At 57.5% G+C, this 12,932-nt stretch carries 10 protein-coding genes and 1 pseudogene; 5 read left to right on the top strand and 6 right to left on the bottom strand.

What is annotated here, in order from left to right; translation table 11 throughout:
- The 3 genes and pseudogenes from GIR22_RS26005 to GIR22_RS19635 form a co-directional block, all read left to right on the top strand.
- Nucleotides 1-532: pseudogene (locus GIR22_RS26005) on the top strand (type IV secretion protein Rhs); the annotation flags it as partial.
- Nucleotides 533-539: 7 nt separating this feature from the next.
- Nucleotides 540-956 carry a hypothetical protein gene (locus tag GIR22_RS19640; RefSeq protein WP_154744924.1) on the top strand — a complete coding sequence of 139 codons (417 nt, stop codon included), beginning with the start codon at nucleotides 540-542 and terminating at the stop codon, nucleotides 954-956.
- A gap of 229 nt (nucleotides 957-1,185) precedes the next feature.
- Nucleotides 1,186-1,602 carry a hypothetical protein gene (locus tag GIR22_RS19635; protein ID WP_154744923.1) on the top strand — a complete coding sequence of 139 codons (417 nt, stop codon included), beginning with the start codon at nucleotides 1,186-1,188 and terminating at the stop codon, nucleotides 1,600-1,602.
- A gap of 76 nt (nucleotides 1,603-1,678) precedes the next feature.
- On the opposite strand, the gene GIR22_RS19630 is transcribed toward GIR22_RS19635, so the two are convergent.
- On the bottom strand, nucleotides 1,679-4,156 hold the full coding sequence (locus GIR22_RS19630; protein ID WP_246208447.1) for a TonB-dependent siderophore receptor: 2,478 nt from the start codon (nucleotides 4,154-4,156) through the stop codon (nucleotides 1,679-1,681).
- Nucleotides 4,157-4,274: 118 nt separating this feature from the next.
- Nucleotides 4,275-5,924: a cyclic peptide export ABC transporter gene (locus GIR22_RS19625; protein WP_154744922.1), complete on the bottom strand. Its 1,650-nt coding sequence runs from the start codon at nucleotides 5,922-5,924 to the stop codon at nucleotides 4,275-4,277.
- A gap of 322 nt (nucleotides 5,925-6,246) precedes the next feature.
- Here GIR22_RS19625 and GIR22_RS19620 point away from each other — a divergent pair, with 322 nt between their 5' ends.
- The gene (locus tag GIR22_RS19620; RefSeq protein WP_154744921.1) at nucleotides 6,247-7,920 is read left to right on the top strand and encodes an MFS transporter; all 1,674 of its coding nucleotides are present in this window, start codon (nucleotides 6,247-6,249) and stop codon (nucleotides 7,918-7,920) included.
- The gene (locus GIR22_RS19615) at nucleotides 7,917-9,062 is read left to right on the top strand and encodes an HlyD family secretion protein (protein ID WP_154744920.1); all 1,146 of its coding nucleotides are present in this window, start codon (nucleotides 7,917-7,919) and stop codon (nucleotides 9,060-9,062) included. Before GIR22_RS19620 ends, GIR22_RS19615 begins: the two co-directional genes overlap by 4 nt.
- A gap of 102 nt (nucleotides 9,063-9,164) precedes the next feature.
- Here GIR22_RS19615 and GIR22_RS19610 read toward each other — a convergent pair whose 3' ends face one another.
- The 4 genes from GIR22_RS19610 to GIR22_RS19595 form a co-directional block, all read right to left on the bottom strand.
- On the bottom strand, nucleotides 9,165-10,034 hold the full coding sequence (locus GIR22_RS19610; protein ID WP_154744919.1) for an aldose 1-epimerase: 870 nt from the start codon (nucleotides 10,032-10,034) through the stop codon (nucleotides 9,165-9,167).
- Nucleotides 10,035-10,040: 6 nt separating this feature from the next.
- A complete protein-coding gene (locus GIR22_RS19605; RefSeq protein WP_154744918.1) occupies nucleotides 10,041-11,321 on the bottom strand; it encodes a TRAP transporter large permease in 1,281 nt (426 codons plus the stop codon).
- Nucleotides 11,322-11,849: a TRAP transporter small permease gene (locus GIR22_RS19600; protein WP_154744917.1), complete on the bottom strand. Its 528-nt coding sequence runs from the start codon at nucleotides 11,847-11,849 to the stop codon at nucleotides 11,322-11,324.
- A gap of 77 nt (nucleotides 11,850-11,926) precedes the next feature.
- Complete coding sequence (locus tag GIR22_RS19595) at nucleotides 11,927-12,898, bottom strand: TRAP transporter substrate-binding protein (RefSeq protein WP_154744916.1); 972 nt, start codon at nucleotides 12,896-12,898, stop codon at nucleotides 11,927-11,929.
- Between the last annotated feature and the right edge of the window lie 34 nt (nucleotides 12,899-12,932).

The following is a 12,932-nucleotide window of genomic DNA, read 5'->3' as shown; positions in this document are numbered from 1 at the left end:
GCCGGCAACTACTGGGAATAACCCAGTCGAAAAAACCAGAGTCGAAATTAAGGAACCTAGTGCTCCTCAACCTGGGTCAACTGCAAGACAAGCGAAAATAGAGGTGTTAACAGAGGCGAACGCTAAAAGACGAGTTCTTGAATGGGAAAAAAAATATGACATGCACACAGTCGTGAAACATGGCCCCGAGATACCGGATAATGCGATGAAACAGCGTACGATAGATGGAATCAACCCAGCAAACGGAAAAAAGGGGAAGATTAACTCAAGCTCCCAATTCACCAGCTGGAAAATGCAGATGCATGCAATAAATAACGCCTTATACAAAATGCAAGGAAAAAGTCCATCGCCAACAGGTTTCGATAGCGAGGGCAACCCCGTTGTAAGAATGGAAATGCCGGGAGCAGGGCATGGGTATAAGCCAAATAAAAAAGACAAGCAGAATCCAAAGCGTGTAGAGAGCCTTAATAACGCAGAAGTTCGCTTTGATAAAAATAACGTAACACGCCCATTTACCGCGCTCCCAAGATGAGTCTCCTATGCTGAAGTCACCTTTTATAGATAAACCTTTCGAGCCTGCCATATCTTATATATTGGCAGCATTATCAATATATGATCGAGAGGAAACTAAAGGCGAGGCACTTTGGAAATACAATCCTAATGACATCGGAGATAGAGAAAAAATAATTAGATTGTTCATTCTAGAAGAGCTTATGTACTTGCCTTACCGACATCGCTACGTGTTGATAACAATGCTCAAAGAGGCTTTATCGGCATCTGACTTTGATTTTTCCAAAGAGTTTGAAAGTGACTACGATGAGTACATAACCATGGCTTGGGATGAAACGGAGATAGATAACCCCCGAGGCTTCTTCGAGGATATTTATCGACTTGCAAACGAAGAGTGGAAGGACGATCTTCAAAAAGCCAGCCTAGAAGATCAATCCGCCTGGTAACTTCCAGATGTAACAGCGACCTCACCACCACCTCTAACAAGCCAAAATGTACGAAACAAATCGCCCGTACTCCCAGAGAGCGTATTTATCGTGGTCTGACCCCGATTATTCGACCCCGATTATTCCCCGATTATTTCGAAATATTCAGAAAGTCTGGATAGAGTAGAAATAAGATTTGATAAACACGACCCAAAACGCCCATTTACTGCTTTTCCTAAGTGAGTAAGAAATGTTGAAGTCACCTTTTGTCGACGCGCCATACATTCCAAAGATTTCCTATATATTAGGAGCGCTATCAATATATGACCTTGAAGATACGGTAGGTGAGGAACTGAGAAAATATGATCCTAATGATGCTATTGCTAGGGAGAAGCTCATCAGGAATTTTGTTTTGAAAGATCTAATGTGTCTGTCTTGCAAACATCGTTTTTTGTTGATGTTAGAGCTTAAAAGCGCATTGGCTACTCCCGGATTCGATTTCTCAAAAGAGTTCGAAAGTGATTATGATGAATATATAACTATGGCTTGGGATGAAGCAGAGATAGACGATCCTCGAGGATTTTTTGAAGATATTTATAGGTTGGCTAACGAGGAGTGGAAAGACGACTTCCAAAAAGCCAGCCTGGAAGGCCAGTCTGATTGGTGATAGCGCCTGATGAAACACCACAATAAAAAGCGGCGAATCCGAAAGCTCGAATTCGCCGCTTTTTGTACCGTTACTATCAGAAATCGTAGCGAGTGCTGAACATCAGATTACGCGGATCGCCGTAATACATGCTGTAGAAGTTGCTGTCCAGGGAACTGATGTACTTCTTGTCAAACACGTTGTTGACGTTCACGGTACCCGACCATTGTTTGGTCAACTGGTAGCGAGCCATCAGGTTGAACACGGTGTAGTCGTCTTCCTTGGCCTTGACGGTTTTGCCAATCAGGCTGGGTGATGCGCTGAAGTGGATACCACTCTGCCAGTTGGCACCGCCACCAATGGTCAGGCGCTCCAGGTCACCGGACAGTTTGTAGGTGGTCCACAGCTTGAACATGTCGGACGGGATGATGGTGTTGATTCGCTCGTTGTCCGCATCCTTGGTCACGCTGTGGTTGTAGCTGGCGTTCATGTTCCAGTCCGGCATGATTTCGCCGCTCAGTTCCAGATCGATGCCGCGGGTTTTTGCGCCCGTGACCGCCTTGTAGGCCGGGTTGTCGGTGCCTGCCACGTTTTGGCCCACGTCCTGGACGGCCAGGTTGTCCTGCTTGCTTTCGTAAATGGCGATGGCGCTGTTCAGGCGTCCATTGAAGTACTCGCTCTTGAGGCCCAGCTCGTAGTTGTCGCCATCACGTGGGGCCAGGGTCTGGCCGTTGCGGTCGCGCACGGTCTGTGGCTTGAAGATGCTGGTGTAGCTGGCGTAGACCGAGTGGTTTTCATTGAGGTCGTAGACGATCCCGGTGTAAGGCGTGACTTTTCCGGAGATTTTAGTGTTATCGGCGGTGCTGTAGGGGGCATTCACCGGGGTCTTGAAGTCCAGTCTGGAGTTGTATTTGTAGTTGCTGACACGTGCACCGAGGATCACGGCAAGATCGTCTATAGGCTTGAAACGCACGGCGGCATAGGTGCCATTCTGACGGAACTTCAGGCGGTCGTCGTCATACGAACCCCGGGCGCCGTAGACCGGCTCGACCGTGTGGTTGTCCCACGTATCGATATTGAGCGGCGACCGGTCGCCGCTGAGCGGGTTGGCGCCTTGACGGTGATTTTCGTAGTCCTGATAGTTGAAGCCCACGATCAACTCGTGCTCACGTCCTCCTAGCTGGAAGGGCCCCTTGAGCTGCACGTCGAAACCTTTCTGCTTCTGCGTGGCGTCACCCTTCGTCATGGCGGTGCGCGTGCCGGCACCGGTCTGTTCATTGGCGAAGCGGGAAGTGCTGAGCATCCGCGAATCATAGTCACGGGTGTTGTACATGTAGCTGGCCGAGCCTTTCAGGCTCCAGTCATAAGCGAGTTTCTGCTCGATGCTGGCGAAGGTGGTAGTCGAGTCCTGGCGGTTGGTGCTGTCACCGCTGGCGGCATTGAAGGAGCGCGACAGGTTGGTTTGCTTGCCGTTGCTGTAGAACAACGGGATGCCGGTGGTGGAGTAACCCTTGGGGTCGTTGTGCAGGTAGTCGACGCCGAAGGTCAGCAGGGTGTTGTCGCTCAGGTCGGCTTCTACGACGCCGTACAGCGAGGTTTTTTCCTGCTTCAGTGCATCCAGGTAGCTATTGCCTTGCTGGTAGGCGGCAACCGCTCGACCGCGTAATTTGCCGCTGTCGATCAAGGGGCCTGACACGTCGACTTCGGTGCGGTACTTGTCCCAGGAGCCGGCGCTTGCGCCAACGTGCCCCTGGAAAGTGTCAGTAGGGCGCTTGCGAATGAAGTTGATGGTGCCGGATGGATCTCCCGCGCCAGTCAGCAGGCCGGTGGCGCCACGCAGTACTTCAATGTGATCGTAGACCGCAAGGTCCATCAGGTCTTGAGGCAGCGATTGGGTGAAGGAGAAGATGGTGGTAGGCATGCCATCGTATTGGTAGTTATCGATCTCATAACCACGGGAATACACATAGAACCGATCACTGCCCAGACTCTGCACGTTAAGCCCCGGCGTCTGTGCCAGCACGTCGTTGACGGTGGTCAGGCTCTGGTCGTCGATACGCTGGCGAGTCATGACGCTGACGGACTGTGGGGTTTCCCGCAGGCTCAGGTTCATTTTTGTCGCGGTGCTGGTGGAGCCGGTGGTGTATGAACCGGTGTTTTCACTGACCGAGCCCAGTCCTTTGCCGGAAATCCGCGTGGCACCCAACTCCAGGGCGCCGCTCGCCCCGCGGCTGCTCAAGGTCAGGGTATTGCCTTCCAGGCTATAGGCCAGTTTGCTGCCGGCCAGCAGTTGTTCGATACCGGCCTGGGGCGTCAGCGCACCGCTCACCGCACGGCTGCGCAGGCTCTGCACATCATCCGGGCTGTACAGCACTTGCAGGTTGGCTTGTTGGCCGAAGCTATGCAGGGCGTTGGCCAAGGGCTGGGCCGGGATATTGAAGTTGAAGGTTTGCGCTTGTACCTGTGCGGCGAAGGGCAGGGCCAGGACCAGCGTGGCGCTCAGGAGGCGCGGCTGGAACAGGCGGCGCATCTTGAGGGCTTTGGCGAGCGGTGAGACGGTGTGAATGGCTGACATTATGGGCTCTTAGGTGGCGTTATCTAATGATAGTGATTCGTATTAAGTACCAATAAGACGTTGGTCCCCCAGAAAACCGGAAAGAAAAATTTCACATCCGGTTTTCAGGTCAGCGTTTTCAAGCGGTTTGCAGTTCGGTGGCGACCCGGCCGGCTTCCATGCGCACGATCTGGTCGGCCACATCGAAATAACGGTCGTCGTGGGAAATCACGATGATGGTCTTGCCCAGGCGCTTGAGGTCGGGCAGCAGTTCGGTATAGAAAATGCGTCGGAAGGTTGGGTCCTGGTCGGCCGCCCATTCGTCGAACACCAGCACCGGGCGTTCCTCCAGCCAGGCGTTGACCAGGGCCAGGCGCTTGCGCTGGCCGGTGGACAGGTCGGTGGTGCTGAACACGCCGTCGGTGATGGTGACTTTGTGGCCGATTTCCAGGCGTTTGAGGTAGCGGTCGGCGTCGGCCGGGATCGGTTTGTCGCCCTGGATCACATCGTCGAACAAATAGTAGTCAGCGAAAATAGTGGTGAACAACTGGCGATAGTCATCGCGGTTCGCCGCCACGATGGCCTGGCCATTGAGTTCGATGCTGCCTTTTTGCGGGGCGTACAGGCCGAGTAGCAGCTTGATCAGGGTGGTCTTGCCGCAGCCGTTTTCACCGACGATAAAGGTGATGTCGCCTTGCTCGATCCGCAGGTTCACCGGGCCCAGGTGGAACGGCTCGAAGCCTTCGACGCGGGGAAAGGTGTAGCTGACGTCGGTCAGTTCCAGGCTATGTACCGCCGGCGCGGCAGCGCCGCAATCACTGAGCAGCAAGTGCGGCTCGGGAGAGGAAAATTGTTTCGACAGTTCGGCAATGCGCCGGAAAGCGATCTGCGCCTTGCTGACGATCGGCAGGGTACTGATCAGGTGTTCCAGCGGGCCCTTCATGTACAGCAGCACCAGCACGAAGCCGCTCATCACGGTTTTATCGCCGCTGGGCCAGAACGATTGCATGGCCAGGGCCAGGCCGATCACCACGAAGAACAGCATCGAGCCAAAGGCCTTGGCAATCACGAAGGTGTTGATGGAGCGGATCTGGGTGGCGCAGATGCGGTTGGCGGTGTTCTGGATGCCGTTGACGAACATGCGCTGGCGGCGTGGACGATGGATGCGCAATTCTTTGGCGCCTTCGGCGATGGCGCTGTAGTTTTTCTGCAACTCATCCTCGGCTTCCCGCGCCGACTCGAAGCCCTGCATGCCTCGGGAGCGGGCGATGAACTGCACGACGGTGCCAATCACGATCGCCACCAGCATCATCAGGAACATGGGCCACGACAGCATGGCCAAATAGCCCAGGCAGCCAAGGGTCACCGTCAATGAAATGGCCAGGGGCGCGAAGGCAAAGGCGAAGTCGCTGATGGTGTCGACATCGTGGGTCAGCACCGGGATCAGCCGGTGGCTGCGGTAGCGTTCGATCTGGTCGATGGGCGCGGCGAGCACCTTTTCCCCCAGTTCCCGGCGCAGCTTGGCAATGATGTGTTGGCCGACATAGTTGGTGCCGATGTCGGAGAAGATCGAGCTGGCCAGGGCCAGCAAACACAGGCCGGCAAACAGCAGCACCACGGCCTGTGTCAGGCCGGCGTCGGAGTGCAGCGCGTTATTGATCGTCGCCAGCAGCGCCGTGACGCTGAGGCCACCGACCATGCCCAGGGCGATGGACAGCGCCACCAGGGGCCAAAAGGGTTTGAGCAGGCCGAAAAGTTCGCTGACGGCGCCGCGAGGTTTGCTGGACATTCAAGTCTCCCGTTTCAGGCTGGGGGGGTGAGCACAAGGCAGTGCTGGGCGCGGCGTGTGTCAGCGATAGACGGTGGGCCGGGCGCACAGTGCAGGCTTCGAGGGGTATCGAGGCGGTTAACCAAAGAACGAGCGGGGGGCGCAGTTATTTAGCGGGGGCTGATCTGGTGGCGGGCTCGGCAACGGCTACGCCAGTTCCTGTTTCCCTGTGGTTATTGCCGCGATTTCGCTTTGCGTCATGGCAAGATGAGCGCTGCTCAGGTTTACTACGCCTTGAGTAATGGTTTTACCGGCCTTGTGCGTCGGTCATCAAGGTCACCGAATGGACAAATACACCCCACGCGCCTGGCAACCCCATGAGCGACCGAGTTTGCCGGGTTCGCCGTCGACGCCTTGGCACCCCACCCACAAACGCTGGGCCTATGCGTTGGTTGGGGCGTTGGTGGCAATCACTGGCGGCTTGGGCAACGCCTTGGTAATCGCCAACCTGCCTTACCTGCAAGGTGCGTTGGGCGCTACCTCGGCGGAAATGGCCTGGCTGCCCGCCGCTTATGTCATGACCAACGTCTCGATGAACCTGTTGCTGGTGAAGTTCCGCCAGCAGTTCGGCCTGCGGGCGTTTACCGAAGTGTTCCTGGTGCTCTATGCCCTGGTGACCTTTGGCCATTTGTTCGTCAACGACCTCAACTCGGCGATTGCCGTGCGGGCAGCCCACGGCATGGTGGGTGCGGCTCTCAGCTCCCTGGGTTTGTACTACATGATTCAGGCCTTCCCGCCAAAGTGGCGCTTGAAATCCTTGGTGTTGGGGCTCGGGACCGCTCAATTGGCCTTGCCCCTGGCCCGGCTGTTTTCTGAAGACTTGCTGCAGATCGCAGAATGGCGCGGCTTGTATCTGTTTGAACTGGGTATGGCGCTGACGTGCCTGGGCTGCGTATTCCTGCTCAAGTTGCCGCCAGGTGACCGTTTCAAGACCTTTGAAAAGCTCGATTTCCTGACCTTCACCCTATTGGCCAGCGGTGTGGCGCTGCTCTGTGCGGTGCTGTCCCTGGGCCGGATCGACTGGTGGCTGGAAGCGCCGTGGATCGGCGTCGCCTCAGCCTGTTCGCTGGTGCTGATCATGGCCGGGTTGGCGATTGAACATAACCGCAGCAACCCTATGCTGATGACGCGCTGGCTGGGCAGTGGGACGATGATTCGCCTGGCGTTGGCGGTAATCCTGATTCGCATGGTGTTGTCGGAACAGTCCACCGGCGCGGTGGGGTTCCTTCAGGCATTGAACATGAGCAGCGAGCAGATGCGTACCCTGTACCTGATCATGTTGCTGGGGGCGATTGCCGGCCTGTTCACCAGCGCCCTGACCATCAACCCGGCGCACCTGCTGATGCCGTTGATTATCTCTTTGGCGATGATGGCTGTGGGGGCGGTGATGGACAGCTTCTCCAGTAACCTCACCCGGCCGCAGAATATGTACATCAGCCAGTTCCTGCTAGGCTTCGGCGGTACGTTCTTTCTTGGCCCGACCATGGTCCTGGGCGCTCGCAACGTGCTGGCCAACCCCCGGAACCTGGTGAGTTTTTCCGTGATGTTCGGGATTTGCCAGAGCCTGGGGGGCCTGATTGGCGCGGCGCTGCTCGGCACATTCCAGGTCGTGCGGGAGAAGTTCCACTCCAGCATGATTGTCGAACACCTGACCTTGATGGACCCCCTGGTGGCTGCTCGGGTACAGAGCGGCGGCACGGCCTACGGTTCGGTGATGGCCGACCCGGAGCTGCGCAACCTGATGGGTATTCGTAGCCTGGCCACGGCCGCCACCCGTGAAGCCAATGTGATGGCTTATAACGATGTGTTCATGCTGATCGCGGTGATCGCCGTGCTGACCATGATCTGGATCTTTATCCGCAGCCTTTGGCTGATAAGCACCACTAAAGCAGCCAACAGTGCTGCCTCATCCAGCGTGACCCCTCCTGTTCAACCCAGCGGTGCACTTTCTTCATGACCGAACCGACCACTACGACTACCCACGCCATCGCCGCCACCCCTGAGGGCACTGCACCGCCGAGCATCCCGGCCAGCGAGCCACGTTCCCTGCGGGTGCGGATCATCTCGTCGCTGGGTTTTGCCGCGATTGCCATCATCGGCGTCCTGATCGTGTTGTACGCCTGGCAATTGCCGCCGTTCAGCAGCGCCGTGGAAACCACCGAAAACGCCCTGGTGCGTGGCCAGGTGACGATCATCGGCCCGCAACTCAGCGGCTATGTGTATGAAGTGCCGGTACAGGACTTCCAGTACGTCAAGGCCGGGGATCTGCTGGTGCGCCTGGATGACCGCATTTACAAGCAGCGCCTGGACCAGGCCCAGGCGCAACAGGCCGTGCAACAGGCGTCCCTGGCTAACGTGGTGCAGCAACGCAACAGTGCCGAGGCGACCATCAAGCTGCGTCAAGCGGCGCTGGCCGACAGTCAGGCCCAGGCCCGCAAAAGCACCGCTGACTTGCGTCGCAATGAAGAGCTGATCAGTGATGGATCGGTCTCTAGGCGTGAGCTGGATGTGACGCGTGCGGCCAGCGCGCAGACTATCGCTGCCGTGGCCCAGGCCCAGGCCAACCTGGAAATCGCCCGCCAGGATTTGCAGACCGTGATCGTCAACCGTGGCTCCCTGGAAGCGGCGGTAGCCAATGCCGATGCGGCGGTGGAGCTGGCGCGGATCGACCTCTCCAACACCCGGGTCATCGCCCCACGGGATGGGCAACTGGGGCAGATAGGTGTGCGCCTGGGAGCTTACGTCAACTCTGGCGCGCAATTGATGGCATTGGTGCCGAACCAATTGTGGGTGATTGCCAATATGAAAGAGACCCAGATGGCCAATGTGCAGGTCGGCCAACCGGTGAGCTTTACTGTTGATGCCCTTGACCATCGCAAGTTTCACGGCACCGTGCAGCGCATTTCCCCGGCCACCGGTTCGCAGTTCAGCCTGCTGCAGGCAGACAACGCCACGGGTAACTTCGTCAAGATTGCCCAGCGGGTGCCGGTACGCATTGCCGTGGACCCAGGCCAGGAACAGAGCGAGCGGCTGCGGCCGGGATTGTCGGTGGTGGTGAGTATTGATACGGCGGGTCGGCTCAAGAACACGCCGCCCTGAGACGTATAGCCGCTGCCGAGGTACGAGGCTGCGATGGGTTGCGAAGCGACCCCCGAGGGCGGTCCTGCAGACCCGCATTGCAGCCTCGTGCCTCGACAGCGGCTACAGGGCTTTGTATTGCAGGCTCAAGCCCAGTTCAACCGATTGGCCCTGCGTCAACAAACGCAACCCTGGCCTGCCAGGCATATGATGAGCATTCACCGGATGACTCACCGGTTCAATGCAGAAAAAGTCCAACCCCGGCGGGCAGTACAGCAAGTAGTAGTTGCTCCCCGTCGCCCGGCACTCCAATTCATACCCCAGCTCCGGTTGCTGGATCAGGCAATGCCCGTCCCACTGGCAAAAACCATTGTCTACCAAGGTTTCAGGCAAGGCCTTGGGCTGCTGAAAGTCCCAGTCGGCAGGTACCGGACCCAGCTCCGTCGGCAGTTTTGTTTGATCACACCTCCACACCTGCCCAGCCTTGGCTTGCAGCCGCGTGCCTGGCCGGCGTGGCAGGTACGGATGCAGCCCCAGCCCATGCCACGCCGCGTGTTCGGCAAGGTGGGTGACACGCAGTGCAATGTTTAACTGGCCGTCTTGCAACTGAAATCGCTGCTCGGCGCGATAAGCGAATGGCGTACTGCTGTCCAGTTGCAGCACGACCTCATCCACTGACTGGCTGACCACTTGCCATGCCTGTTGCCAGGCGCTGCCATGAATCGGCAGGGGATCGGTGAGGCTGTTGGCCTGCAATGCCAACCAGCCATCAGGGTTGTCGAAACCACCTCCGGCAATTCGGTTCGACCAGGGGGCCAGGGGAAAGCCGGCGAGCTTGCCTGGCAATCCGCTGTCGAGTGCTTGTTGATCGCTGTGGCGCAGCAGCGGTTGGCCGCTGCCACGTAGCGTCCAGTTGACGATACTGGCGCCCAACGCCGGGGCCAGCGTCAGGTGGGTCAATGCATCTTTGAGTTCAAGGATGTTCAAGGTCATGGGGTTTTATAACACCAGCCCAGGTAACCACAACGACAGCGCTGGAATGTAGGTCACCGCGATCAACACCAGAAACAGCACGGCATAGAACGGCAGCAGGGATTTAACCGTTTTTTCAATGCTGACCTTGCCTACTGCCGCCCCCACAAACAGCACCGCACCCACAGGCGGGGTGATCAGGCCGATCCCCAGGTTCACCAGCATGATCATGCCGAAGTGCACCGGGTCGACGCCGATGCCAAGGATCACCGGCATCAGGATGGGCGTGAGGATCAGGATCAACGGCGCCATGTCCATCACGGTACCCAGCAACAGCAGCATGACATTGATGCACATCAAGATCACATAGCGGTTGTCCGAGAGGGTCAGGAACATCGTGGTGATTTTCGACGGGATCTGCATCAGGGTCATGATGTAGCCGAAGCTGGCAGCGAAGGCGATCAGGATCATCACGATGGAAATGGTCCGTACCGTGCGGTGCATCAATTTCGGCAGCTCGCTCCATTTGTAGTCGCGGTAGATGAACATGGTCACGAAGAACGCCCACAGCACCGCAATCGCCGCCGACTCGGTGGCGGTGAAGATGCCCGAGAGGATGCCGCCGAGGATAATCACCATGGCCATCAGGCCCCACAGCGCATCAGCGCAGATTTTCAGCGCCTGCTTCAAGGGGATGACTTCGCCCTTGGGGTAGTTGCGTTTTTTCGCGAAGATCAGGCACAACACCATCAGGCACGCGCTCATCAGCAAACCGGGAACCACCCCGGCCATGAATAGCGAGGCAATGGAAACGGTACCGCCCGCGGCCAGGGAGTAGAGCACCGAGTTGTGGCTCGGTGGCGTCAACAGCGCTTGCACCGAGCCGCTGACGGTCACGGCGGTGGCGAATTCCCGGGGGTAACCCTGGCGCTCCATTTCCGGAATCAATACGGAGCCCACGGAAGCGGTGTCGGCCACCGATGAGCCGGAGATCGCACCAAAGAAGGTCGAGGCCATGATGTTCACCAACGACAAACCACCCCGCACAAACCCTACCAGCACCCCGGCGAACGCCACCAGTCGGCGGGACATACCACCTTCGGCCATGATCGCCCCGGCCAGGACAAAGAACGGGATCGCCATCAGCGAAAACTTGTTCACCCCGCCGGCCACTTGAATCATCAGGGCCTGGAACGGGATGTCGATCCACCATGCACCGATCAGCGCTGAAAACCCCAGGGCATAGGCCACCGGCATGCCGATCAGAATCAAGGCGACAAAGCTGCCCAGCAAAATCAATGCGTCCATTCAGGCAGCCCCTTCGTTTTCTTCAACCAGGTCGAAACGCACCACACGGCGGTTGCTTTGGTCACCCAGCAGGAGTTTTTCCAGAACAAACACTAGCGTCAGCAGCCCGCCAATCGGGATCGGCATATAGGTAATGCCCACTCGCAGCGTCGGGATGGCGCTCATGAACTGGTTCCAGGTGGACAGGCACAGTTTGGTGCCCCAAATAGTCATGAACAGGCAGATGGTGCCCATCAGCAATTGGGAAACAATTCCGGCCAGTTGACGTTGTCGGGGAGGCAGACGGTCAGTGATCATGGCCACCGACATGTGCGCTCCCGCACGGTAGCTGGCGGCCGCGCCGACGAAGGTGAACACCAGCATTAGCAAAATCGCGGTGGGCTCCGGCCAGCTGGAGCCGGTGCCGAGAATGTAGCGGGCGAAGATGCCCCAAGGGATGATAAGCGCGACCCCGAGTACCGAGAGGCCGGCGACCCAGATGCAGGTCATGTAGATGCGGTCGTTGATGCGCAGCAGTAAATTCTTCATGGCGTTCACCGTAACCGGGCGCGGATGACTGTATGGGCAGTCGAGCGCGCCGGGCCTTTTGCGAGAGGCGGGAAAAGTTATTGAACGGCGTTGATGCGCTTGATCATGTCGGCGAAAGGCGCGCCGTACTTGGCACGTACCGAAGCGGTAGCGTCATAGAAGGGCTTTTTGTCGACGGTGATGAATTCGACCCCGGCGGCCTTTAGCTTGGCTTCGCTGCTGGCGGACTTGGCGTCCCACAAGATACGTTCTTCGGCCTGCGCGGCCTTGGCGGTTTTTTTCACCAGCTCCTGTTGCTCGGGGGTGAGTTTTTCCCAGGTGATTTTCGACATCACGATAGGCTCGGGCAGGATCAGGTGTTCGGTCAGGGTGTAGAACTTGGTGCTCTGGTAGTGATTGTGCTCCAGCAGGGTCGGCGGATTGTTTTCCGCGCCGTCAATCACCCCGGTCTGCAAGGCGCTGAAGATCTCGCCAGTGTCCATGGCAATACCGTTGCCGCCCATGGCATTGATGGTGTCGATAAACAGCGGATTGCCCTGCACGCGAATTTTCATGCCCTTGAGGTCTTCAAGCTTGCGCACCGGCTTCTTGGTATAGAGGTTACGCGTGCCGCCATCCATCCAGGCCAGGGCCACCAGGCCGAATTCGGAGTCGGTGATCTTGTCGAGGATTTCATCGCCGATTTCGCCGTCGATGATCTTGCGCATGTGCGCCTGGTCACGGAACACGAATGGCATATTGAATACGTTCACATCCGGCACCACCGGCCCGACGATGCCCAGGCTGACCCGGGTCATCTGGAGTGCGCCGACCTGGACCTGTTCGATCACTTCCTTTTCAGAGCCGAGCACACCGCCGGCGAACATTTTGAACGTCAGTTCGCCGTTGCTGGCTTTTTCCAGGGTTTTGCCCAATTGCTCCTCGGCCACCACGGTGGGGTAGCCGGCAGGATGGATCTCGGCAAATTTTATTTCCAGCGCCTGGGCGGCATTCGCCAGCACCAAGGTGAGAGGGAGTGCAGCGGCCAGCAAGGTGCGTTTGAAATTCATGGGTACGTCTCCAGTCTTTTTATTGTTGTATTCA

The sequence above is a fragment of the Pseudomonas karstica genome, from assembly GCF_009707515.1.
In the GTDB taxonomy this organism is placed as follows: domain Bacteria; phylum Pseudomonadota; class Gammaproteobacteria; order Pseudomonadales; family Pseudomonadaceae; genus Aquipseudomonas; species Aquipseudomonas karstica.
The sequence above is the reverse complement of the archived record's forward strand: the minus strand, read 5'-3'. Positions and strand labels throughout refer to the sequence as shown.